This window comes from Streptomyces silvisoli (assembly GCF_029269905.1).
Classification (GTDB): Bacteria; Actinomycetota; Actinomycetes; order Streptomycetales; family Streptomycetaceae; genus Streptantibioticus_A; species Streptantibioticus_A silvisoli_A.
Genome location: NZ_JARJBC010000009.1, coordinates 183738 through 207342, shown reverse-complemented (window position 1 = coordinate 207342; position 23605 = coordinate 183738). Strand labels below are relative to the sequence as shown.

Genomic DNA, 23605 nt, shown 5'->3' with positions numbered 1-23605 from the left:
GATGGTTGTATAGTACAACGTGAATGTCGTTGCAAAAGCCAACCAGTTTCCTCGGAGGCCCCACCGATGACCGGGAACACACAGCCTGGCGCGATCCGCCATGTCCTCACCCATCTGCTGACCCCCCTGCTGATGTGCGTCGGCATGGGCCTCGGCTACCTGGGCGCCTTCGGCGATCCGGCTCCGCACCATCTGCCGGTCGCCGTCGTCGGACGGGCGCCCGCACAACTGGTGATGGCGCAGACCCTCCAGGACAAGGCCGGTGAAGCGCTCGACGTACGGACGGTGCCGTCCCGCCTCGACGCGGTGCGGCTGCTGGAGGACCGGCAGGTCTTCGGCGCGTACGTGGCCGGTGGTGCGCAGCCGGAACTGCTGGTCGCCTCGGCCGGTTCCGATACCAACGCCTCGGCCGTGGAGAAGGTCTTCACCCCGGTCGCCGCCCGGCAGGGCGCGCCGCTGAAGGTCACCGACGTGGTCCCGCCCGCACCGCACGACCCCACCGGGCAGGGGCTGTTCTTCCTGCTGGTCGCGGTGAGCATCGGCTCCTACGCCTCGGTCGCGGTGATCGGCGGGGCGGGCGCGGTGCTGCCGATGCGGATACGGGCACTGCTGGCCGTCGGGATGTCGCTGGCGGTGAGCGCGGTCGGCGCCCTGTTCGCCGGTCCGGTCTTCCACATCGTCGACCACGGGCTGCCCGGCGTGTGGGGGCTGGTCTGGCTGTACTCGGCCGGAATCCTGCTGGTCGGAACCGGTCTGCACACCTTCCTCAAGCGTTGGACCACGCTGGGGGTGATGGTGCTGTTCGTCATGCTGAACTTCACCAGCTCCGGCGGCATCTTCCGGCCCGAGTTGCAGAACGGGTTCTTCGGCGCGCTGCACGCCTTCTGGAACGGCGCCGGGTTCATCGAAGGCGCCCGCGACCTGGTCTACTTCGGCAGCCGCGGCCTGGGCGGCAACGTCCTCACGCTGGTCGTATGGCTGGCCGTCGGCGCCCTGGCGGTGGTCGCGGCGGCTCTCACCGAACGCCGCCGGCGCGTCGCCGAGGAGGCCGTGGCGGTCACGGCCATCGAGGCGGAAGAGGAAACGGAAGAGGAGATGGAAGAGGCCGTCGCGGTCTGACGCCCCGAGGGGCTCGGGGCGCCCCCGACTAGGCCGACGGCAGCGGAAGTTCGAACCACACCACCTTTCCCACCGCCTGGCGGCTCGTCCCCCAGCGGTGGGAGAGGTTGCTGACCAGGGCGAGCCCCCGGCCGTCCTCGTCGTCCTCGTCCGCGCGCCGCAACTGCGGCAGGTTGTGGTCGTCGTCGCTGACCTCGACCAGCAGCTTGCCCACCCGCATCAGCCGAAGATGCACCTCATGACCGGCCACCCGCAGCGCGTTGGTCACCAGCTCGCTGACCAACAGCTCCGCGAGGTCGCCGAGTTGGCCGAGCCCCCAGTCGGCGAGCTGCTTACGGGTGAACGCACGCGCCGTGCGCACCTCCGAGTGGTCGAGCCGCAGCCGCCGTTCGGCGACGTCCTGCGGCGCAATGCCCTCGAACCGCGCCACGAGCAGCGCCACATCGTCGCCGCGCTCCTCGTAGTGCACCTTGCTGAGGATCTGGTTGCACACGTCCTCGGGCGTCTGCTGCGGCTCGATGACGTTGGCGCACAGCGCGGCCAGCCCCGCGTCTATGCCCTGCCCGCGCACCTCCACCAGGCCGTCGGTGCACAGCACCAGCCAACTCCCGTCCGGCACCGGGATCTCCACCGTCTCGAACGGCACCCCACCGACGCCGATGGGCGCCCCCTCCGGGATCCGCAGCGGTTCGCTGCGCCCGTCGTGCCGGGCCAGCACCGGCGGGATGTGGCCCGCGTTGGCCACCGACAGGGTGCGGTGGATCGGGTCGTACACCGCGTAGACACAGGTCGCGAGGTGGTCCGTGGTGCCGAGCCGGTGCGCCAGGTTGTCCAGGTGGCGCAGCAGCTGCGCGGGCGGCAGGTCGAGCGCGGCCATGGTCTGTACGGCGGTGCGGAACTGGCCCATCACCGCGGCGCTCAGCAGCCCGTGCCCCATCACGTCGCCGACCACCAACGCCACTCGGCCGCCGGGGAGTTGGATGGCGTCGAACCAGTCGCCGCCGACCTGCGCCTGGCGGTCGCCCGGACGGTAGTGGTGGGCGATCCGCACGCCGGGGATACGCGGCGGACTACTCGGCAGCATGCTGCGCTGCAAGGTGGCGGCGGCGCGCGACTCCAGCCGGTGCAACCGCGCGTTGTCCAGGTGCACGGCGCCGCGCGCGGCGAACTCCACCGCGGTCGCGGCGTCCTTGGCGTCGAACGGCCGCCGGTCCGGGTCCCGTACGAACCGCATCTGGCCCAGCACCACACCGCGTGCGATGAGCGGGGTGACCAGTATCGAACGCCCGGCGAGCAGATCGCCGAGGGCCGCGGCGCCCAGATCGGCGGCCACGTCCTCGGCCAGCGCCGGATCCACCACCGGCACCAGCAGCGGTTCGGCCAGCCCGGACGCCTGCCCGCTCGGTCCCGCGGGCAACGAGAACAACTCGCCCTCCGGCACCATGGAATCCCACGACGTACCGGCGCAGTTGCCGGACACCGCCAGTCTGCGCACGGTGACGGTCCGGTCCCTGCCCCGCCCGGACGGCGAGCCGTCGCGCAGGGCGTCGGAGAAGAGGTCGTCGACGATGAGCACACTGGCGAAGTCGGCGAACCGCGGCACCGCCACCGAGCACAACTCGGCCGCCGTGGTCTCGGGTTCGAGGGTGGTACCGACCCGCGCACCGGTCTCCCGGAGCAGCGCGAGCTGCTGGTCCAGCACCCCGCCGGGCGCGGGCGACGGAAAGCCGGGTGGCGGTACGGGGGTGAGGGGCGGCCTTTTGCGGGTGCGGTGCCGTGGCGCGGCGGGGAGTTCGGCGCGCCGCCGGGCGGGCACGGCGGGGTCACCACGGCGACCGGTCCGCGACGACTGGCCCGCCTCGTACGGCAGGACGGCGAGCGGTGCGCTGCCCTCGATCTGGAGCGCGGGGGCGCCGAGTCGGGCGATCTGCCGGGTGATCCGGTCCAGCCGCCCGGGGCTGACCCGGGGCAGTGCATCGGCCAGCCGTATGGTCAGCCGCGGCTCGGCGCCTTCGTCGGGCGCGGGGGTGAACCGAGGCGTGAGCCGGACGCCGTCCGCCGCCGCCGTCTCGGCGAGCACATAGGGCAGCATGCGGTCGCCGATGGCCAGCCGCAGGGCGCCGGAGCGCAGCGGCTTGGCGTGCGCGGCCAGCACCAGCAGACCGCTGCCGACCGGTTCGGCCGTCCGGTACGACCACCACAGCGTGTCGCGCAGCGCACCGGCGTGGTCGGTGACCGGGAAGGCACCGCACCACCGGGGCTCGCTCAGGCCGTCCAGCATCTCGATGGCGTCCCGGTCGCCGGACGCGGGCGGTTCGGCGGGGGCGGGCAGCAAGCCCCTGGCGCGGTGGCCGAAGACGGATTCCCAGCGGTGGCCGAACAGCTCCTCCGCGCCCCGGTTCCAGTAGGAGACGTCCCCGTCGGCGTCGACGCAGACCACGGCCAGCCGCAGCAGGGCGGCGATTCCGTCGGGCGGCGGATGTCCGTCGTGGGACTGCTCGCCGAGCGGCTTGATCATCTTGTCCAACGTCGTGCACCCGAGGTCGTTGTGGGAGGCGGCCGAAGGAGTGGCGGCCCTGACAAGGCAAGCATGAAACGTCACAGGAGGTTGGGAAAATACCGAGTTTGACCGCCCGTGGTGGAAGCGAGCCGCTATGGCTCCGGACATCGGCTCACGCCGGTCCGCGCGGTACGCCCCGGACGGCGGTTCGGGGCGACGGTGGAACGGCCGGTGCGCGGCTCCTCGTAGGCTGGGCGGGTGATGAACCCGGAGGGCGTACAGCCAGAGCAGCAGGGTGCGGAGGACCGCCTGGAGAAGGCGGTGCGGGCCGCGGAGCAGGCGCTGATCGAGTTCGAGATCGCGGTGGAGACCTTCCGGGTCGAGGTGGAGAACTTCTCCCGGCTGCACCACCAGCGGCTCGGCCCCATGTACACCAGGCTGGACGAACTGGACGCGCTGATCGCCGAGGCGGTCGCCGCGCACACCGGTGAGCGCGAGGACATCGCGCGTGCCTGGGAGGCCCGCGCCCTGGTGATGCCCATGCCGGGCGTCGAGGAGCTGTTCGAGGGGCTGCTGGGCTCCGACGGCGTGCGGCAGGTGGACGACCCGCAGGCGCCGCGCCGGGTCCGGCCCGGCGAGGAGGCCCGCCGCCTCTACCGCGAACTGGTCCGCCAGGCCCACCCCGACCTTGCCCAGGACGAGGCGGAGCAGAAGCGGCGGGGCGACTTCATCGCCCGCGTAAACGAGGCCTACGGCTACGGGGACGAGGCCGCGCTGCGCGCGCTCGCGGAGGAGTGGGCGGCCGGTCCCCCGGCTGAGCGGCCCGCGCCCAGCAAGGCGGAGGAACTCTACGCACGTCTTGAGTGGCTGGCGGAGCGCAAGGAGGCGCTCGCGGCGGTCGCCGCCGAACTGGAGGCCAGTGCGATCGGCCAGATGATGAAGATAGCCCCCGAGGACCCGGACGGGCTGCTCAACGAGATCGCCGAGCAACTGCTCGCCCAGGTCGCGGAACGGGAGCGGCGGCTGGCGGAGCTGCTGCGTCCGGCCGCCGACTGACCGGGGCGACGAGATACGTTGGAACGGGATCGATCCCCAGGACCCTGGAAAGGCTGACCCATGAACTTCGCCCCGCTGCCCGAGGTGCAGGCCGCCGCCGTGCCGTCCGACGGGTTCCTGCTGGATGTCCGGGAGGACGACGAGTGGGCGGCCGGGCACGCCGAGCAGGCGGTGCACATTCCGATGAGCGAGCTGGTCGCCCGGTTCGGCGAGGTGCCGGCGGACCAGCGGGTGCATGTGGTGTGCCGGGTCGGCGGGCGCTCCGCACAGGTCGCCCAGTATCTGATCGCCCAGGGGCTGGACGCGGTCAACGTGGACGGCGGCATGCTCGCCTGGGAGCGGGCCGGCCGCCCGCTGGTCACCGACCACGGCGGCCCCGCGGTGGTCGTCTAGGGACGCATGGCGGCTACGCCGGGACGGAGGTCCCCTCCGCCACGACGCGGGCAGCCGCTTCGGGGGGAGCCGGTCCGGCGGTGCCATGGCGTCCATCAGCGGCCTTCGGCCGCGGGCACCGCACCCGCGACGAGGTTCGTGCCGGGGCCTGGCGGCAGCAGGCTCACAGCACCGCGCCGGAGGCGAACTCTCACCCGGTGTGAGCGGCCAGTAGCGCGCCCAGCCGTTCCTCATGGGCGGCGGCCGGGCCCAGGGACAACTCCAGCGTCTTGGCCCAGGCGTGATAGCGGTGCAGCGCGTAGTCGGTGTCGGCGCCGAAGCCGCCGTGCAGGTGCTGCGCGGTCTGTACCACGCGGCGCACGCCTTCCGCGGCCCAGATCTTGGCCACCGACACATCGGCGGTGACCGGCAGTTGGCCCGCGGTGCCGGTGCTCAGCCGCCAGGCGGCCTGCCAGAGGGTGACCTCCATCGCGCGGGTGTCGATGTAGCGGTCCGCGGCCTGTACGGCGACCGCCTGGAAGGTCGCGATCGGATGCCCGAACTGCTCGCGCTTACCGGTGTATTCGCTGGTCATGGCGACCACCCGGGTGGCCAGCCCGAGTGCCAGCGCACAGGTGCCGGTGGCCAGCAGATCGCGCAGCCATTCCCAGGCCCCGGCAGCGGTCACCACGTCACCGGCCGGGACCGCCACCGAGTCCAGCCGCAACCGCGCGTAGCGCTCACCGTTGGTGGACACCTGGTCGTCCAGGGCCAAACCCTCGTGCACCCGGGGCACCAGCGCGATCACCGTACGGTCGGCGGCGGTACGGGCCGGGACCAGCAGGTGATCGGCCTGCTGCGCCCACGGCACGGCGGTCTGCGCCCCGTCCAGCAGCCATGCTCCGTTCGACTCCCTTGCGGTGACGGCGAGTTCGGCCGGTTCGTGCCCGGTACGGCCGCTGGCGGCGACGGAGAGCACGGTCTCGCCGCGGCCGACGGCGGGCAGCAGCCGCGCCTTCAACTCGCCCTCGCCGTAGGTCTGGACGGCCAGTGCGGCGGCGCAGGTCTCCAGCAGTGGAACGCGTGCCAGCACCCGCCCGGCCTCGCGCAGCACCAGGCACAGCGCGACCGGATCGAGTCCGGCGCCGCCGTACTCGGGGTCGAGCACCAGGCCCAGCAGATCGGCGTCGGCGAGCCTGCGCCACAGCGCGCGGTCGAAGTCGGCGGCGACCGCACCGGGCGTCAGCGACGGGCTGGGTACCGCGTCGGGCGCCACCGACGAGAAGACCGCGCGCGCCGCCTCCACGGCGGCCTGCTGCTCCTCGCTGAAGCTGAAGTCCACTGCTCGCCCCTCCCGCCGCTGCACCACTTACTGACTGGGCGTCAGGTTAGAACAGGTTCTATCAACTGAACAGGCTCCGGAGCGCGGGGAGTTGGACTCCCAGGTGGGCGGCCTCGCGCCTTACGCGTCGAAGTCCACCGTCACGCGCTCGGTGGCCGGATGGGACTGGCAGGCCAGCACATATCCGGCCGCCAACTCATCCGGTTCCAAGGCGAAGTTTCGGTCCATCCGCACCTCACCCTCGACCAGCCGCACCCTGCAGGTGCCGCACACCCCTCCCTTGCACGCGTACGGCGCGTCGGCGCGGTTGCGCAGCACTGTCTCCAGTACCGACTCCCCCTCCCGGGCGGGCCAGCTGCCGCCGCGTCCATCCAACGTCGCACTGATCGTGGCGCCGGTGGCCTTGCCGGTCGCCGCCGTGCCGGGGGCCTTCGCGGAGCCCTCGTCCACATGGAAGATCTCCTGGTGGATCCGGGCCCTTGGCACCCCGAGGCCGCGCAACGCCCGCTCGGCGTCCTCGACCAGGCCGTACGGCCCGCACAGGAACCAGCCGTCCACGCTCTCCAGCCGCAACAGCGCGGGCAGCAGCTCGGTGAGCCGCTCCTGGTCGAGCCGTCCCGTCGGCAGACCGGCCTGCTGCTCCTCCCGGGAGAGCACATGGACGAGCTGGAGCCGGTCCGGATAGCGGTCCTTGAGGTCGGCCACCTCTTCCAGGAACATCGTCGAGGCCGTGGACCGGTCGCTGCGTATCAGACAGAAGCGTGCCTGCGGCTGCCGCTCCAGTACCGTCGCGGCGATCGACAGCACCGGGGTGATGCCGCTGCCGCCCACGATCGCCGCATAGTGCCCGGGACCGGACAGCGGCAGCGCGTGCCCGAACCGCCCCGCCGGGGTCATCACCTCCAGCGTCTCACCCGCCACCAGCTCCTTGAGGGCGTAGGTGGAGAACTCGCCGCCCTCCACCAGCCGCACCCCGACCCGCAGCCGCCGCGGCCCCTCCGACTCGGCAGCCGGTGCCGGGTCGCATACGGAGTAAGTACGGCGTATCTCCCCGCCGTTGGCGTACCGCCGTAGCGCGATGTGCTGGCCCGGCGCGAAGCGGAAGACGTCACGCAACTCGGCGGGCACCTCGAAGGTGAGCACCACCGCGTCGTCGGTGAGCCGCTCGACGTCCGCCACCCGCAGTGGATGGAAGGCGCCGTGCCGGGCGACGGAACCGGCCACCATCAGAACTCCTTGAAGTGGTCGAAGGGCTCACCGCACGAATCGCACCGCCGCAGCGACTTGCAGGCCGTGGACGAGAAGCGGTTCAGCAGCGAGGTGTCCAGCGAGCCGCAGTGCGGACAGCGCACCGACAGCGTCAACGGCACCGGCCCGCCCGCCCTGGTCGGTCGCGGTGGCGCTATGCCGAACTCCGCGAGCTTGCGGCGCCCTTCGGCGCTGATCGCGTCGCTGCTCCAGGGCGGCGACAGCACGGTCCGTACCGACACCTCCGCCATGCCGCGCTCCGTGAGCCGCTCGGTGATGTCGGCCGCCATCGCCTCCACCGCCGGGCAGCCGGTGTAGGTCGGGGTCAGCTCGACCTCCACCCGGCCGGGGCCGGTGACCCGCACCCCGCGCAGCACGCCCAGTTCGTCCAGGGTGAGTACCGGCAGTTCGGGGTCGGGGACGCTGCCCGCGATCCGCCGTAGCTCCTCCTCCAGCACCGTGGTCACCATGACGCTCCCGGGTGTGCGCGGTGCAGATGCTGCATCTCGGCGAGCATCCGGCCGAACGGCTCGGTGTGGATCCCCTGCCGTCCGGCGCCAGCGGCCCACGGGGTGTGGTCCGGCCCCTCCGGTTGGGTCAAGGTGGCCTGCCGTATCACCGCGCCGACCGCGTCCTGCCAGCGCTCGCGCAGCGCGGCGGGGTCCACCGGCAGTCCCTCCACCGGGGCGAACAACTCGCCGGTGTACCGCCACAGGGCGTCCAGGGCGCGCTGCATCCGTGTCCGACTCTCCGGCGTGCCGTCGCCCAGCCGCAGTGTCCACTGCACCGCGTGGTCCTGGTGGTAGGCCACCTCCTTGACCGCGCGCGCGGCCAGTGCCGCCAGTTCGCCCTCGACCGCCGCCAACTCCGCGTACAGCAGGCCCTGGTAGCAGGAGAAGTAGAGCTGGCGCGCGATCGTGGTGGCGAAGTCGCCGTTCGGCTGCTCCACCAACTGCACGTTGCGGAAGGCGCGTTCCTCCCGCAGATAGGCCAACTCGTCCTCGTCGCCCACCATCGAGTACAGGAAGCGGGCCTGACCCAGCAGGTCCAGCGCGATGTTGGCCAGCGCCACCTCCTCTTCCAGTGCCGGCGCGTGACCGATCCACTCGCCCAGCCGGTGGGAGAGCACCAGCGCGTCATCGGCGAGCGACAGGGCCGCGGTGGTGGGCACGGTCGTCGTGGTCACAGGTGCTTCACCCCCTCCGGGATCGTGTAGAAGGTCGGATGGCGGTACGTCTTGTCGGCCGCCGGTTCGAAGAACGGGTCCTTCTCGTCCGGGGACGAGGCGGTGATCGCGGCGGCGGGCACCACCCAGATCGACACGCCCTCGCCGCGCCGGGTGAACAGGTCCCGTGCGTTGCGCAGCGCCATGGTGGCGTCCGGGGCGTGCAGGCTGCCCGCGTGGCTGTGGCTCAGTCCCCGCTTGCTGCGCACGAAGACCTCCCACAGCGGCCAGTCGGTGTTCTCGCCGCTCATACCGCCATCGCCTCCTGGCCCGTCCTCGTCAGCTGTTTGGCCGCGTACGCGGCGGCCGCCTCGCGCACCCAGGCGCCCTCCTCATGGGCGGTGCGCCGCTGGTTCAGCCGCTGCTCGTTGCACGGGCCGTTGCCCCGCAGCACCTGCTGGAACTCCTCCCAGTCGATCGCCCCGAAGTCCCACCGGCCGCGCTCCTCGTTCCACCGCAGGTCGGGGTCGGGCAGTGTCAGGCCCAGCGCCTCGGTCTGGGGGACGCATATGTCCACGAAGCGCTGGCGCAGCTCGTCGTTGGAGTGCCGCTTGATGCGCCAGGCCATGGACTGCGCGGAGTGCGCGGACTCGTCGTCCGGCGGGCCGAACATCATCAGCGACGGCCACCACCAGCGGTTGACGGCGTCCTGCGCCATCGCGTGCTGCTCCTCGGTGCCGTGCGACAGCGTGTGCAGCAGCTCGTAGCCCTGGCGCTGGTGGAAGGACTCCTCCTTGCACACCCGCACCATCGCCCGGGCGTACGGCCCGTACGAGCAGCGGCACAGCGGCACCTGGTTGGTGATCGCGGCGCCGTCCACCAGCCAGCCGATGGCGCCCATGTCCGCCCAGGTCAGGGTGGGGTAGTTGAAGATCGAGCTGTAGCGCTGGCGGCCGGAGTGCAGCTTGTCCAGCAGTTCCTCGCGGCTGACGCCCAGGGTCTCGGCCGCTCCGTACAGATACAGGCCGTGCCCGGCCTCGTCCTGCACCTTGGCGATCAGGATGGCCTTGCGGCGCAGGCTGGGCGCCCGGGTGATCCAGTTGGCCTCCGGCTGCATGCCGATGATCTCGGAGTGCGCGTGCTGCGCTATCTGCCGGATCAGGGTGGTCCGGTAGGCGTCCGGCATCCAGTCGCGTGGCTCGACGCGACCGTCCGCACTCACCACCGCGTCGAACTCCGCCACCAGCTCGGCGGGTGCCGTCTCGTCGGCGGCGCCAGCCGCCGGTGCCGTGGTCATCACAGAAGCCTCCCTGCTCCCGACCGACCGTTCGGTTCAATGGTGGAGCCGGCGACGTAGGGTGTCAAGGCTGATCCAGGGCTGTGGAAAACCCTCGCCCCGGGGCCGCACCGCCCTGTGGAAAACCTGCACGGCCTGTCCTGCCGGCGGCGGCATGAGTACCGTTCCGGTGCGAACGGCCACAGCGAAGAGACGGGGAACGACATGGAGCCACCCGAGTCCAGGGCGGCGGACGAGACAGCGGGGTCCAGCCCACCCGACACCGTGGGTCCCCCGGCCTCCGGCGACGCCGGAACCGCCGCGGGCGACGCGGCGCGGACCGCTGACGGTGCCGAGGAACTGGGCGGGATATCCCGTCTCTCGGTGACCTCGCGGATCGTGCTCGCCCTCGCCGTGGCGGCCGTCACGGTGGGCGCCGCCGTCCACCTCGCGATGGTCTTCCTGCACGTCGCCCCGACGAACACGCTCTCCCAGAAGTACGCCCAGGCGATCAACGGCTACATCTATCCGGAGTTCGAGCAGAACTGGAAGCTGTTCGCGCCCAACCCGCTCCAGGAGAACAGCGATGTCCAGGCGCGCGCCGAAGTGCGCAAGCCGGACGGCACCCTCGTCACCACCGGCTGGGTCGACCTGACCGCGATGGACATCGCGCGGATACGCCACAACCCGATCCCCAGCCACACCGAGCAGAACGAACTGCGCCGCGCCTGGTCCTTCTACACCGACACGCACGACGACCAGAACCGCTCCAACGGACTGCGCGGTGACCTCGCCCAGTCCTACGTCCTGCGGATCGTGGCGCACCGCTTCGGTCCGCACCTCAACGGCGGCGACGTACAGCGCGTCCAGGTGCGCTCGGCGACCGCGGCGGTGGGCGCCCCGCCGTGGAGCACGGAGAAGATCGACACCCGGACCTACTACCGCGTCCTTCCGTGGTGGGCCGTCAGCCCCGAGGACTTCACGTGACCGACCAGCCCACCGCCGCCCGCCGCCCGTCGACCGGCCCGGCCACCGCGCCCGTACCGTCGCCGTTCGCCGGGCTGCTGCGCGGCGCCGACCGCACGGTCGCACGCGGCCTGTCGCGGATCACCGGCAGCGCCATCGCGCCCTACCAGTCCGCGGTCGTCCGCATCGGCTTCTCGCTGACCTGGCTGCTGTTCCTGCTCCGCGAGTGGCCGCACCGCGACGAGCTCTACGGGCCGGGCAGCCCGTGGAGTTGGGACATGGCCCGCACCCTGATCGGCACCAACCACGCCTTCAGCCTACTGATGTGGTCCGACAGCAGGCTGTGGTTCGAGGTCGTCTACACGGCCGCCATCGCGTTCAGCGTCATGCTGCTGCTCGGCTGGCGGACCCGTACCGCCTCGATCCTGTTCATGATCGGGGTGCTGGCGCTACAGAACCGCTCCGTGTTCGTGGGCGACGGCGGCGACAACGTCCTGCACATCATGGCCATCTACCTGGCGTTCACCCGCTGCGGACAGGTCTGGTCGCTGGACAGCCGGCGGGCCCGCCGTGCCGCCGCCTCCGCTGCGGACGGCCGTGATCCGGTGGGGCTCGCCCTGTGGATCGGCTCCGCCCTCGTGCTGGCCTGGGCCACCGCGGTCGGCGACCTCAGCGGCTTCTGGGCGGTCGCGCTGTGGGCGGCGCTGGCGACGCAGGCGGCCTGGCGGCTGGTGCGCCGCCACGCCCCCGGTGAGCCGCGAACCGTGCTCGACATGATCGCCAACCTGGTGCACGGCGGGGCGATGCTGGTCATCGTCGTCGAGGTGTGCCTGGTCTACGCGACGGCCGGCTGGTACAAGATCCAGGGCTCGCGCTGGGAGGACGGCACCGCCCTGTACTACCCGCTGCACCTCAACGACTTCACCCCCTGGCCCTCGCTCTCCCACGCGCTCGCGGGCAACGGCCTGATGGTCATGCTGATCACGTACGGCACGGTGATCGTGCAGGTCGCCTTCCCGTTCACGCTGTTCAACCGCCGGGTGAAGAACGTGCTGCTGGCCCTGATGATGTGCGAGCACGCGGGGATCGCGGTCATCCTGGGGCTGCCGTTCTTCTCCCTGGCGATGATCGCGGCGGACGCGGTCTTCCTGCCCACCGGGTTCCTGCGCTGGATCGGCGACCGCGTCGTCCGCCTGCTGCGCCCGGCCCGCAGGGCCGTCATCCCCCGGCAGCGCTCCGCGGACGAGCCGACGACGTCCACCTTGGTATAGCGGACGGGTCTACGCGTGCCGCGTGGTGGACAGCCAGTGGTACAGGCCCATGGCGACGCTGGTGGCCAGGTTGAAGCTGGACACCTGCGGTCGCATCGGGATCGCGAGCAACTTCGTCGCCTGGGCGCGCAGTTGCTCCGACACCCCGTGGCGTTCCGAGCCGAACGCCAGTAGCGCGTCGTCCGGGATGGTGGTCGAGCGGATGTCCTCGCCCTCCGGGTCGAGGACGTACAACGGTCCCTGGGGAAGGCCGGCGGGGTCCAGTCGTTCCACGGCCGTGGCGAAGTGCAGCCCGGCGGAGGCGCGCACGGCGTTGGGGTGCCAGGGGTCGAGGTCGCCGGTGGTGACCACACCGGTGGCGTCGAACCCGGCGGCGAGCCGGATGACGGCGCCGACGTTGCCCAGGTTGCGTGGATTGTCCAGCACCACAACGGGAGTTGGCCGGGGCAGCCGGTTCAGTGTCCCGATGTTGGCCTGAGTGCTGGGCCGGATCGCCAGGGCGGCGACACCGGTGGGATGGGCCCTGGGCACCAACTCCCGCAGCACCTCGGCCGGGACCTCCCGGGCCATCGCGTCCAGCCGGTCGGCGACATCGCTCGCCAGCTTCCCGGAAAGCGCCCGCACCGCCGCCCTGTCGCTGGTGAGCACCAGCCGTACGTCCGCGCCGAAGCGCAGTGCGTGCTTCAGCGCGTGGAAGCCGTCCAGCAGCACGGCCCCGGGGGCGATGGTGCGCCACTCCAGCGCCGCGGCCATGGCTTCGTCCTCGCTCATGGCCTCAGCCTACGGTCCGCCCCGCCGCCCTCGGGGCGGCCCCGGGTGGGGTCCGCCCCGTCTGGTCGGCGCGCCTTCGCTACTGCGGCCTGCGCACCTCCACCGTCCGGAACCGGCTCGCCACGAACGCCCCGTCGCACAGCGCCGCGTTGGCCGCCGGGTTGCCCCCGGTGCCGTGGAAGTCGGCGAACGCGGCGGTCTGGTTGACGTACACCCCGCCGGTCAGGTTCAGCGACAGCTGGGCCAGCTCCTCGACGCACACCTCCTCGATCGCCCGCTCCACCTCCGGCGAGGTGGTGTAGGCGCCGACCGTCATCGCGCCCTTCTCCCGGATCGTGCGGCGCAGCAACTCGGTGGCGTCCGCCGTGGAGTCCACCGCGACGGCGAAGGAGACCGGGCCGAAGCACTCGGACAGATACGCCGCCTCCGCGTCCGGCTTCGCCCCGTCGAGCGAGACGATCACCGGGGTGCGGACCACCGCGTCGGGGAACTCCGGGTGCGCCACGGTCCGCGAGGCCAGCGCCACCGAGCCCAGCGACGGCGCGGCCTCAAGCCGCTCCAGCACCTGCGGGTTGACGATCGCGCCCAGCAGCGCGTTGGCCCGGGCGTCGTCGCCCAGCAGCCCCTCCACCGCCGCCGCGAGGTCGGCCACCACTTCGTCGTAGCTCTTGTGCCCGGCGTCGGTGTCGATGCCGCCGCGGGGGATCAGCAGGTTCTGCGGGGTGGTGCACATCTGGCCGCTGTAGAGCGACAGGGCGAACGCGAGGTTGGAGAGCATGCCGCGGTAGTTGTCGGTGGAGTCGATGACCACCGTGTTCACCCCGGCCTTCTCGGTGAACACCTGCGCCTGCCGGGCGTTGGTCTCCAGCCAGTCGCCGAAAGCGGTCGAGCCGGTGTAGTCGATGATCCGGATCTCCGGGCGGACGGCGAGCGACTTGGCCAGCCCCTCGTCCGGCCGCTCGGCCGCCAGGCACACCAGGTTCGGGTCGAATCCGGCCTCGGCCAGCACCTCGCGGGCCAGCCGGACGGTGAGCGCCAGCGGCAGCACAGCGCGCGGATGCGGCTTGACCAGCACCGGGTTGCCGGTCGCCAGGGAGGCGAACAGGCCGGGGAAGCCGTTCCAGGTGGGGAAGGTGTTGCAGCCGATGAGCAGGGCGACGCCGCGCGGCACGGGCGTGAACGTGGTCCGCAGCCGCAGCGGATCGCGCTTGCCCTGCGGCTTGACCCACTCCGCCCCGCCGGGCACCCGGGTCTGCTCCTCGTAGGCGTAGGCCACCGCCTCCAGGCCCCGGTCCTGCGCGTGCGGCCCGCCCGCCTGGAAGGCCATGGTGAACGCCTGGCCGGTGGTGTGCATGACCGCGTGCGCGAACTCATGGCTGGCCGCGTTGATCCGGGCCAGCACCTCCAGGCAGACCATGGCGCGGGTCTCGGCTCCGGCCTCCCGCCAGCGCGGGATCGCCGCCCGCATCGCGGGCAGCAGCGCGTCGACGTCCGGGTGCGGGTAGCTGATCCCCAACTCGATGCCGTACGGGGAGGCTTCGGTGCCCGTCCAGTCGTCGGTGCCGGTCTGGTCCAGGTCGAAGCGCCGGCCCAGCAGCGCCTCGAAGGCGGCCTTCCCCTCGGCCGCGTCCAGTCCGCTGCCGTCTCCGTAGGCCTTCGGGTGCTCGGGGTACGGCGACCAGTACTCGCGCGTACGGATCGCCTGGAGAGCCTTGTCCAAAGTGGCTCGATGCCGTTCGATCAGCTGTGCGGCGGAAAGCTCTGCGGCCATGCGGCCACTCCTCGCTGAGTGGGTACGGGCAATATGGTGTGCGGGATCAGTCTTGACCGAATGGTCGGTCGGGGCAAGAGGGGCTTTCGGTCCTGTGGACAACTCTGGGAGCGGACACGATGAAAGAACCGGTCGCGCGCACCACCGTCGCCGTCGTCGGCACCGGCACCATGGGCCAGGGAATCGCACAGGTCGCACTGGTCGCGGGCCACCCGGTGGTGCTCTACGACGCGGTGCCCGGCCGGGTCGAGCAGGCCGCGGGGGCGATATCCGCCCGCCTGGACCGGTTGGTGGACAAGGGCCGGATCGGCAAGGCCGCGCGGGACGCCGCCGTGGCCGCGATCACCCCGGCGGACGAACTGGCCGGGCTCGCCCACGCCGGTCTGGTGATCGAGGCGGTGGCCGAGGACCTGTCCGTGAAGCAGCGGTTGTTCACCGACCTGGAAGCCGTCGTCGCCGACGACTGCGTGCTGGCCACCAACACCTCCTCGCTGTCCGTCACCGCCATCGCGGGCGCCCTGCGGCTGCCCGGTCGCTTCGTCGGGCTGCACTTCTTCAATCCGGCCCCGCTGCTTCCGCTGGTCGAGGTGGTCTCCGGGTACGCCACCGACGAGTCGGTGGCCGACTTCGCGTACGAGACGGCGGCGGCCTGGGGCAAGACACCGGTGCGCTGCACCGACACCCCCGGCTTCATCGTCAACCGGATCGCCCGCCCGTTCTACGCGGAGGCGTTCCGGCTGCACGAGGAGCGGGCCGCGGACCCGGCCACCATCGACGCTGTGCTGCGCGAGAGCGGCGGCTTTCGCATGGGGCCGTTCGAACTCACCGATCTGATCGGCCAGGACGTCAACGAGGCGGTGACCAGGTCCGTTTGGGAGTCCTTCTTCCAGGACCCGAAGTTCACCCCCTCGCTCGCCCAGCGCCGGCTGGTGCAGTCCGGGCTGCACGGCCGCAAGTCCGGCCGGGGTTGGTTCCGTTACGGGTCGCAGGACGACCAGCCGGAACCGCACACCGCGACTGCGGGCGACCCGCCGGAGGCGGTGGTCTTCACCGACGGTCCGGCGCCGGTCCGCGAGTTGGTCCAACTGGTGGCGGAAGCCGGAATTCCGGTGCGCCGCTCGGGGGTTGGTCGATACGGCTTCCTCGGGCTGCCCGGCTCCGGCCAGTTGATGCTCGCGGACGGCTCGCTCGCGGCAAGCCACGGCACGGACACCATCCAGTTCGACCTGGCCCTGGACTACCGGGGCGCCACCCGGATCGCCCTGGCCCCGGCGCAGGGCGCGGCGCCCGAGGCGGTGGCGGCGGCGGTCGGCCTGTTCCAGGCGCTGGGCAAGCGGGTCAGCGTGGTGCGTGACACCCCGGGGCTGATCGTCGCCCGTACCGTGGCGATGCTGGTCGACTTCGCGGCGGACGCCGTCGCACGGGGCGTCGCCTCGCCCGCCGACGTCGACACCGCCATGCGGCTCGGCGTCAACTACCCGCTCGGGCCCCTGGAGTGGGGCGAGCGGCTGACACCGAGGTGGGTGGCCGGAGTGCTCGACCGGCTGCACGGCAGCTACCCCACCGGCCGCTACGCGCCGTGTGTGGCACTGAGCCGCTGGAGCACGTCGCCGGGAGGTGTGCTCTCATCATGACCATGGCACAGCGCGGCACCTCCGACCCCAAGCGGGACACCTACACGCCCGAAACCCTCCTCGCGGTCGCCGTCGAGGTGTTCAACGAACGCGGTTACGACGGGACCTCGATGGAGCATCTGTCGCGCGCCGCCGGTATCTCGAAGTCGTCGATCTACCACCATGTGCGCGGCAAGGAGGAGTTGCTGGAGCGCGCGGTGGGACGCGCGCTGGACGGCCTGTTCGGCATCCTGGAGGAGCCGCGGGCGTGCCAGGGCCGGGCCGTCGAACGGCTGGAGTACGCGGTCCACCGCACCGCGGACGTGCTGATGGCGGAGCTGCCGTACGTCACCCTGCTGCTGCGGGTGCGCGGCAACACGCACACCGAGCGCTGGGCGTTGGAGCGGCGCCGGGAGTTCGACCAGCGGATGGCGGAGCTGCTCGACGCGGCGGTCGCCGAGGGCGACCTACGGGCGGACCTCGACGTGCGGCTCGCCACCCGGCTGCTGTTCGGCATGATCAACTCGATCGTGGAGTGGTACCGGCCGCCGGTCGGCGGCCCGGCGGTCAGCCCCCAGGTGTCGGACACCGTGGTGCGGCTCGCCTTCGACGGCCTGCGGACGTAGGCGGCCCCCGCGCGGTCCCGGTGGAGTCCCCGGGGCACCGGGGGCTCTACCGGGAGTGGTCGTCCACCACCAGGTCGGTCTCCTCGAAGACCAGCAGCGTCCGGCTGCTCAACACCTCCGGCACCGCCTGGATCTTGGTCAGGACCAGTTCCCGCAGGGTGCGGTTGTCGGCGGTGTGCACCAGCATCAGCACGTCGAAGTCCCCGCTGACCAGGGCGATGTGCGCGACGCCCGGCAGTGTCAGGAGCTGTTCGCGCACGGTGCGCCACGAGTTCTGCACGATCTTGAGCGTGATGTACGCGGACGCGCCCTGGCCCGCCCGCTCATGGTCCACGCGGGCCGCGAAACCGCGGATGATCCCGTCCTCCATCAGCCGGTTGATGCGCGCGTACGCGTTGGCGCGGGAGACGTGCACCCGGTCGGCCACGGAGCGTATCGACGCCCGCCCGTCCTCCTGGAGCAGGCGCAGGATCGCCCGGTCTATGGCGTCCAGAGAACGCGCGGGCCGCTGGAACTCGGCCATCTGTTCAGTCGCCATCCCCCCGGGCCTCCCTACCATGGACGTACTGCCTCCATCAGAGGGTGTGGAGAACCGTTTGTCCACAGGCTGAACGCGACTGTGGCCAAAATGCCGCCGACGACCGAACAATCGGTAGGCGAGTGGAACCCCACTCGCCCTGCGTGGCACTCGCCCTTCGGCGGGTGCGCGGACACCGCCCATGAGGAGGTGCGCAATGGCCCACCTGTCCCCACCGTCGCCGGCCGCCGCCGGTCCCGCGAAGCGCTCCGCGCGGCCCGCCGCGAAGCCGCCGGAGAGCAGCGGTTCCGGCCACACACCGCCGCCCGGCTGGCACGCCCGGATCGACCCGGCACCGCTGCTGCCCGAGCCCGAGCCGTACCGGCTGCTCGGTACCCCCGCGGCCCGGGACCTCGACCCCGCGCTGCTGTGCCGGTTGTACGAGGAGCTGGTGCGCGGCCGCCGCTACAACCGGCAGGCCACCGCGCTGACCCAGCAGGGCAGGCTGGCGGTGTACCCGTCGAGCACCGGGCAGGAGGCCTGCCAGGTCGCCGCGGCGCTGGCGCTGCGCCCGCAGGACTGGCTGTTCCCCAGCTACCGGGACACCCTCGCGGTCGTCGCCCGCGGCGTCGACCCGGTGCAGGCGCTGACCCTGCTGCGCGGTGACTGGCACACCGGCTACGACCCGCGGGCCCGGCATGTCGCGCCGCTGTGCACCCCGCTGGCCACCCAGCTGCCGCACGCGGTCGGCCTCGCCCACGCCGCCCGGCTGGCCGGGGACGACACGGTGGCGCTGGCCATGGTCGGCGACGGCGGCACCAGCGAGGGCGACTTCCACGAGGCGCTGAACTTCGCCGCCGTATGGCGGGCACCGGTCGTCTTCCTGATACAGAACAACGGGTTCGCCATCTCCGTACCGCTGGAGAAGCAGACCGCAGCGCCGTCGCTCGCCCACAAGGCGGTCGGCTACGGGATGCCCGGACGCCTGGTGGACGGCAACGACGCCCCGGCGGTGCACCAGGTGCTCACCGAGGCGATCGAGCGGGCCAGGACCGGCGGCGGCCCCACGCTGGTCGAGGCGGTCACCTACCGGATCGACGCGCACACCAACGCCGACGACGCCACCCGGTACCGCGAGGCCGCCGAGGTCGAGGCATGGCGCGCCCACGACCCCATCGACCTGCTGGAGCGCGAGTTGCGCGACCGGAACCTGATCGACGACGCGCGGACCAAGGCTGTGGCGGACGGCGCCGAGGAGTTGGCGGCCCGGCTGCGCGAGGAGATGAACGCTGACCCGGTGCTGGACCCGATGGAGCTGTTCGACCACGTCTACGCCGATCAGACCGCCCAACTCCGTGAACAAGCCGCTCAGTTGCGTGCCGAGCTGGACGCCGAGGAGGACCGATGAGCACCGCCACCGCCCCGGCGGCCGCGCCCGCCGGGCGCAAACCGGCCACCATGGCCCAGGCGTTGCGCCAGGCGCTGCACGACGCCCTGGCGGACGATCCCCGCGTCCATGTGCTGGGCGAGGATGTCGGCACCCTGGGCGGGGTCTTCCGCATCACCGACGGCCTCACCAAGGAGTTCGGCCCCGACCGGGTCACCGACACCCCGCTGGCCGAGGCGGGGATCCTGGGCACCGCCGTCGGGATGGCGATGTACGGGCTGCGGCCGGTCGTGGAGATGCAGTTCGACGCCTTCGCCTATCCGGCGCTTGAGCAACTGATCAGCCATGTCGCCCGGATGCGCAACCGCACCCGGGGCGCGATGCCGCTGCCGATCACCGTCCGCGTCCCGTACGGCGGCGGGATCGGCGGCGTGGAGCACCACAGCGACTCCTCGGAGGCGTACTACCTGCACACGCCGGGCCTGCACGTGGTCACCCCGGCGACCGTCGCCGACGCCTACGGGCTGCTGCGCGCCTCGATCGCCTCCGACGACCCCGTGGTCTTCCTGGAGCCCAAGCGGCTCTACTGGTCCAAGGCCGACTGGACGGCCGACGCGCCACAGAGCGTGCCCCCGCTGGGCCGCGCCGCGGTGCGCCGCGACGGGCGCTCGGCGACGCTCATCACCTACGGCCCCTCGGTGCCGGTGTGCCTTGAGGCAGCCGAGGCGGGACGGCAGGAGGGCTGGGATCTGGAGGTCGTCGATCTGCGCAGCCTGGTGCCGTTCGACGACGAGACGGTGTGCGCCTCGGTCCGCAGGACGGGCCGGGCGGTGGTGGTCCACGAGTCCAGCGGGTTCGGCGGGGCGGGCGCGGAGATAGCGGCCCGGATCACCGAGCGCTGCTTCCACCACCTGGAGGCCCCGGTGCTGCGCGTCGCGGGCTTCGACATCCCGTACCCGCCGCCGATGCTGGAGCGGTACCACCTGCCCGGTGTCGACCGTGTGCTGGACGCGGTGGCGCGTCTGCAGTGGGAGGTGAACTGATGGCCCAGGTGCTGGAGTTCACCCTGCCCGACCTGGGGGAGGGGCTGACCGAGGCCGAGATCGTACGGTGGCTGGTCGAGGTCGGCGACGTGGTCGCCGTCGACCAGCCGGTGGTCGAGGTCGAGACGGCGAAGGCCATGGTCGAGGTGCCGTGTCCGTACGGTGGCGTCGTCACCGCGCGCTTCGGGGAGCCGGGCGACGAAGTGCCGGTCGGCCGGCCGCTGGTGACGGTCGCGGTGGGCGGTCAGGAGGCGGCTGCCGGTGCCGTTGCGCGGCCCGGCGCCGAGTCCGGTGGCGCCGAACAGGGTTCCGGGAGCGTGCTCGTCGGATACGGGACGGGCGGTGCGGTGCCGCGCCGCCGCCGGGTCCGGCCCGGTGCGGAGCCGAGCGCCGTCGTGGAGCGGCCGGTCGTCGAAGGACCGGTGCCCGTGGTCTCCCCGCTGGTCCGCCGACTGGCGCGGGAACACGGCCTGGATCTGCGGACGTTGCGGGGCAGCGGCAAGGACGGCCTGATACTGCGGGCGGACGTGGAACGCGCCATCGCCGAGACGCAGCCGGTACCCGCCGCTTTGGCCAACGGCTTCGCGGTACGGGCCGACGCGCCGCAGTCCAGCGGCGCGGAGACCCGGGTTCCGCTGCGTGGACTGCGCGGGGTGGTCGCCGAGAAGCTGTCCCGCAGCCGCCGGGAGATCCCGGACGCCACCACCTGGGTGGACGCCGACGCCACCGAACTGCTGGCGGTGCGGGCCGCGATGAACGCCGCGAGCGGTGCGCCGAAGGTATCGGTGCTGGCGCTGCTGGCCCGCATCTGCACCGCGGCGCTGGCCCGCTACCCCGAGCTGAACGCCACGGTGGACACCGAGCGCAACGAGGTGGTCCGGCTGCCCGCCGTGCACCTCGGGTTCGCCGCGCAGACCGAACGCGGCCTGGTGGTACCGGTGATACGCAACGCCCACACCCGCACCACCGAGGAACTGGCGGCGGAGATCGCCCGCCTCACCGAGGCGGCCCGGGCGGGCACACTCAGCCCGGCCGAACTCACCGGCGGCACCTTCACGCTCAACAACTACGGGGTGTTCGGGGTCGACGGCTCCACGCCGATCATCAACCACCCCGAGGCGGCGATGCTCGGCGTCGGTCGTATAGCGCCCAAACCATGGGTGTTCCAAGGCGAGTTGGCGGTGCGGCAGGTGGTCCAGCTGTCGTTCACCTTCGATCACCGGGTGTGCGACGGGGGGACGGCCGGGGGCTTCCTGCGGTATGTGGCGGACTGCGTCGAGCAGCCCGCGGTGCTGCTGCGCGGGCTTTAGCCCGCGCGGGTCCTGGGGGCGGGTGGCGGTTCTTCCGGCACCGCCGGACTGCGCCGTGGCGGTCGCTCGCCCTCGCGGTGGGATCTCTCCGGGACGAGTCACGGCCCGCGGCCCTGAGCTGGGGGCATACTCGCGGGCATGGGGACCGAGAGCGGATTCGACGCCGTCGTGCTCGCCGGAGGGGCCGCGCGGCGGCTCGGCGGGGTGGACAAGGCCGCGCTGCGGGTGGGCGGCACGACGTTGCTGGACCGGGTGCTCGACGCCTGCGCCGGTGCGGGCGGCACGGTCGTGGTCGGGCCGCCCCGGCCCACCGCGCGGCCGGTCCGCTGGACCCGGGAGAGCCCGCCCGGCGGCGGCCCGCTGCCCGCGCTGTCGGCCGGGCTGCGGCACGCTTCGGCCGGGCTCGTCCTGGTCTTCGCCGCCGACCTGCCGTTCCTCACCCCGGCCACGGTCTGCGCACTGCTCGGCGGTGTGTCCGACGACGCCGACGGCGTCGTCCTGACCGATCCAGAGGGCGTCGAGAACCCGCTGGTCGCCGCGTACCGCACGGCGTCGCTGCGCCGCGAACTGGAGCTGCTGGAGCGGGAACGCGGCGCGCTGGCGGGCCTGCCGCTGCGGCTGCTCACCGCCCGGCTGGACCTTCGGCGGATGCCCGACCCCGGCGGCCTGGCCTCCTTCGACTGCGACACCTGGGATGCCCTGAGTACCGCCCGGGCGCGCATCAGGGAGCATGGACACGTGTTGGATGAATGGATTGCCGCGGCCAAGGCCGAACTCGGCGTCGATCTCGACGTCGACACCACGACCCTGCTCGACCTGGCGCGCGACGCCGCACACGGAGTGGCCCGCCCGGCCGCGCCGCTGACCACCTTCCTGGTCGGATACGCGGCGGGGCGCGCGGGCGGCGGTCCCGAGGCGGTGGCGGAGGCCGCCCGCAAGGCCGCGGAGCTGGCCCGGCGTTGGGCCGAGGAGGACACCGAAGGCGGCTCGGGCGGGTCCGGGGCGGGAACGTCCGCCCGATGACCGACTTCGCCGCATCCAGCCGTCCGGCGACCGGGGCGCGGAAGACCGCTCCGGCCGCCCTGTCCTGGCCCGAGGCCCGCCGCGTCGCGACCGGCGCGGGGCGACGCCTGGCGGGGGTGCGGCGGCCGTTGGACGAGGCCCTGGGGGGCGTGCTGGACGGACCGCTGGAGGCGCTGACCGACCTGCCCGCGTTCGACACCTCGGCCATGGACGGCTGGGCGGTCGCCGGAACCGGCCCGTGGCGGGTCGTCGGCGAGGCGCTGGCCGGACAGCGCCCGCACCCCGCACTGCTGGACGGCCAGGCGGTCCGCATCGCCACCGGAGCCGCGCTCCCGCCGGGGGCGACCGCCGTCATCCGCAGGGAACACGGGTGCGCCACCGATGACCAACTGCGCGCGTCCGTACCGGAATTGCCGGTTCCGGGGCAGGACATCAGGCCGCGCGGCCAGGAGTGCCGAGCCGGTGACCAGCTGCTGCCGCCCGGCGCCGCGGTCACCCCGGCGGTGCTGGGCCTCGCGGCGGCGGCTGGATACGACGAGCTGCGGGTCGTGCCCCGGCCCAGGGTGGAACTGCTGGTGCTGGGCGACGAGTTGCTGGGGTGTGGCCTGCCCCGCGACGGGCGGGTCAGGGACGCCCTCGGCCCGCTGCTGCCGCCCTGGCTGCGTCGGCTCGGCGCCGCGGTGGACGGGGTACGGAGGCTGGGCGATGACGCGGAGTCGTTGTTCCGGGCGGTTGACGGCAGCGATGCCGATTTGATCGTCACCACCGGGGGCACGGCGTCGGGACCGGTCGACTTCGTGCACCCCGTGCTGCGGCGAACCGGCGCACGGCTGCTGGTGGACGGTGTCGCGGTGCGGCCCGGCCATCCGATGCTGCTGGCCCAACTGCCCGACGGGCGGCCGTTCGTGGGGTTGCCCGGTAATCCGCTGGCCGCGGTCTCCGGCGTGCTGACGCTGGTCGCGCCGGTACTGCGCGCCCTCGGCGGTCGCCCCGAACCGGCCGCGGGCCGCGCCGCGTTGGCCGACGGTGTTCCCGCCCACCCCACGGACACCCGGCTGGTCCCCGTCGCGCTCGACGATCGCGCACGCACGGCCGAGCCGTTGCGCTTCCACGGCCCAGCGATGCTGCGCGGCCTGGCGGCGGCGGACGCGATGGCCGTCATCCCTCCCGGTGGCACGGCCGAGCGGGGTACTGAGGTCGAGGTGCTGGTCCTCGACTGGGAGTAGCGC

At 72.5% G+C, this 23605-nt stretch carries 22 protein-coding genes; 12 read left to right on the top strand and 10 right to left on the bottom strand.

Annotated features, from left to right (window positions below):
• Positions 1–66 precede the first annotated feature (66 nt).
• The gene (locus P3G67_RS17055; protein ID WP_276094244.1) at positions 67–1119 is read left to right on the top strand and encodes a hypothetical protein; all 1053 of its coding nucleotides are present in this window, start codon (positions 67–69) and stop codon (positions 1117–1119) included.
• A 28-nt stretch (positions 1120–1147) separates the two neighbouring features.
• Here the strand turns inward: P3G67_RS17055 and P3G67_RS17050 are convergent, their stop codons facing one another.
• Entirely contained in the window at positions 1148–3637 is a 2490-nt protein-coding gene (locus tag P3G67_RS17050; protein WP_276094243.1) for an ATP-binding SpoIIE family protein phosphatase, read from the bottom strand.
• Between the two features lie 243 nt (positions 3638–3880).
• On the opposite strand from P3G67_RS17050, the gene P3G67_RS17045 reads away from it, so the two are divergent.
• Both P3G67_RS17045 and P3G67_RS17040 read left to right on the top strand, forming a co-directional pair.
• Positions 3881–4675: a hypothetical protein gene (locus P3G67_RS17045; protein ID WP_269855568.1), complete on the top strand. Its 795-nt coding sequence runs from the start codon at positions 3881–3883 to the stop codon at positions 4673–4675.
• 60 nt (positions 4676–4735) lie between these two features.
• Positions 4736–5068 (top strand): rhodanese-like domain-containing protein, encoded by a 333-nt coding sequence (locus tag P3G67_RS17040; RefSeq protein ID WP_269855357.1) that lies wholly within the window; start codon positions 4736–4738, stop codon positions 5066–5068.
• A 190-nt stretch (positions 5069–5258) separates the two neighbouring features.
• On the opposite strand, the gene P3G67_RS17035 is transcribed toward P3G67_RS17040, so the two are convergent.
• From P3G67_RS17035 to paaA, 6 genes are all read right to left on the bottom strand, one after another.
• Positions 5259–6389 carry an acyl-CoA dehydrogenase family protein gene (locus P3G67_RS17035; protein WP_276094242.1) on the bottom strand — a complete coding sequence of 377 codons (1131 nt, stop codon included), beginning with the start codon at positions 6387–6389 and terminating at the stop codon, positions 5259–5261.
• Between the two features lie 120 nt (positions 6390–6509).
• A complete protein-coding gene (gene paaE, locus P3G67_RS17030) occupies positions 6510–7616 on the bottom strand; it encodes a 1,2-phenylacetyl-CoA epoxidase subunit PaaE (RefSeq protein WP_276094241.1) in 1107 nt (368 codons plus the stop codon).
• Complete coding sequence (paaD, locus tag P3G67_RS17025) at positions 7616–8107, bottom strand: 1,2-phenylacetyl-CoA epoxidase subunit PaaD (protein WP_269855354.1); 492 nt, start codon at positions 8105–8107, stop codon at positions 7616–7618. Before paaD ends, paaE begins: the two co-directional genes overlap by 1 nt.
• Positions 8101–8823 carry a 1,2-phenylacetyl-CoA epoxidase subunit PaaC gene (gene paaC, locus P3G67_RS17020; RefSeq protein ID WP_276094240.1) on the bottom strand — a complete coding sequence of 241 codons (723 nt, stop codon included), beginning with the start codon at positions 8821–8823 and terminating at the stop codon, positions 8101–8103. The genes paaD and paaC overlap by 7 nt, the downstream gene beginning before the upstream one ends.
• Complete coding sequence (gene paaB / locus P3G67_RS17015; protein ID WP_276094239.1) at positions 8820–9113, bottom strand: 1,2-phenylacetyl-CoA epoxidase subunit PaaB; 294 nt, start codon at positions 9111–9113, stop codon at positions 8820–8822. The genes paaC and paaB overlap by 4 nt, the downstream gene beginning before the upstream one ends.
• The gene (gene paaA / locus P3G67_RS17010; RefSeq protein ID WP_276094238.1) at positions 9110–10099 is read right to left on the bottom strand and encodes a 1,2-phenylacetyl-CoA epoxidase subunit PaaA; all 990 of its coding nucleotides are present in this window, start codon (positions 10097–10099) and stop codon (positions 9110–9112) included. Before paaA ends, paaB begins: the two co-directional genes overlap by 4 nt.
• 204 nt (positions 10100–10303) lie before the next feature.
• On the opposite strand from paaA, the gene P3G67_RS17005 reads away from it, so the two are divergent.
• Positions 10304–11065 (top strand): DUF5819 family protein, encoded by a 762-nt coding sequence (locus P3G67_RS17005; RefSeq protein ID WP_276094237.1) that lies wholly within the window; start codon positions 10304–10306, stop codon positions 11063–11065.
• Positions 11062–12315, top strand: a complete 1254-nt coding sequence (locus P3G67_RS17000; RefSeq protein ID WP_391858277.1) for an HTTM domain-containing protein — start codon at positions 11062–11064, stop codon at positions 12313–12315. Before P3G67_RS17005 ends, P3G67_RS17000 begins: the two co-directional genes overlap by 4 nt.
• A 9-nt stretch (positions 12316–12324) precedes the next feature.
• Here the strand turns inward: P3G67_RS17000 and P3G67_RS16995 are convergent, their stop codons facing one another.
• On the bottom strand, positions 12325–13086 hold the full coding sequence (locus tag P3G67_RS16995; protein WP_276094236.1) for a TrmH family RNA methyltransferase: 762 nt from the start codon (positions 13084–13086) through the stop codon (positions 12325–12327).
• Positions 13087–13165: 79 nt separating this feature from the next.
• Positions 13166–14857 (bottom strand): phenylacetic acid degradation protein PaaN, encoded by a 1692-nt coding sequence (gene paaN / locus P3G67_RS16990; protein WP_276094235.1) that lies wholly within the window; start codon positions 14855–14857, stop codon positions 13166–13168.
• 119 nt (positions 14858–14976) lie between these two features.
• On the opposite strand from paaN, the gene P3G67_RS16985 reads away from it, so the two are divergent.
• Both P3G67_RS16985 and P3G67_RS16980 read left to right on the top strand, forming a co-directional pair.
• Positions 14977–16491 carry a 3-hydroxyacyl-CoA dehydrogenase gene (locus P3G67_RS16985; protein WP_276094234.1) on the top strand — a complete coding sequence of 505 codons (1515 nt, stop codon included), beginning with the start codon at positions 14977–14979 and terminating at the stop codon, positions 16489–16491.
• A complete protein-coding gene (locus tag P3G67_RS16980) occupies positions 16488–17096 on the top strand; it encodes a TetR/AcrR family transcriptional regulator (protein ID WP_391858276.1) in 609 nt (202 codons plus the stop codon). The genes P3G67_RS16985 and P3G67_RS16980 overlap by 4 nt, the downstream gene beginning before the upstream one ends.
• Before the next feature lie 46 nt (positions 17097–17142).
• Here P3G67_RS16980 and P3G67_RS16975 read toward each other — a convergent pair whose 3' ends face one another.
• On the bottom strand, positions 17143–17634 hold the full coding sequence (locus P3G67_RS16975) for an Lrp/AsnC family transcriptional regulator (protein WP_276094233.1): 492 nt from the start codon (positions 17632–17634) through the stop codon (positions 17143–17145).
• Between the two features lie 196 nt (positions 17635–17830).
• Between P3G67_RS16975 and pdhA the strand changes: the two genes are divergently transcribed.
• The 5 genes from pdhA to P3G67_RS16950 all read left to right on the top strand — a co-directional run bounded on the left by pdhA (position 17831) and on the right by P3G67_RS16950 (position 23602).
• On the top strand, positions 17831–19021 hold the full coding sequence (gene pdhA / locus P3G67_RS16970) for a pyruvate dehydrogenase (acetyl-transferring) E1 component subunit alpha (RefSeq protein WP_276094232.1): 1191 nt from the start codon (positions 17831–17833) through the stop codon (positions 19019–19021).
• Positions 19018–20043: an alpha-ketoacid dehydrogenase subunit beta gene (locus P3G67_RS16965; protein ID WP_276094231.1), complete on the top strand. Its 1026-nt coding sequence runs from the start codon at positions 19018–19020 to the stop codon at positions 20041–20043. The genes pdhA and P3G67_RS16965 overlap by 4 nt, the downstream gene beginning before the upstream one ends.
• A complete protein-coding gene (locus P3G67_RS16960) occupies positions 20043–21353 on the top strand; it encodes a dihydrolipoamide acetyltransferase family protein (RefSeq protein WP_276094230.1) in 1311 nt (436 codons plus the stop codon). Before P3G67_RS16965 ends, P3G67_RS16960 begins: the two co-directional genes overlap by 1 nt.
• A 138-nt stretch (positions 21354–21491) precedes the next feature.
• Entirely contained in the window at positions 21492–22376 is an 885-nt protein-coding gene (locus P3G67_RS16955) for an NTP transferase domain-containing protein (protein WP_276094229.1), read from the top strand.
• Positions 22313–23602, top strand: a complete 1290-nt coding sequence (locus tag P3G67_RS16950; protein WP_276094228.1) for a molybdopterin molybdotransferase MoeA — start codon at positions 22313–22315, stop codon at positions 23600–23602. The genes P3G67_RS16955 and P3G67_RS16950 overlap by 64 nt, the downstream gene beginning before the upstream one ends.
• The last annotated feature ends 3 nt before the right edge of the window (positions 23603–23605 follow it).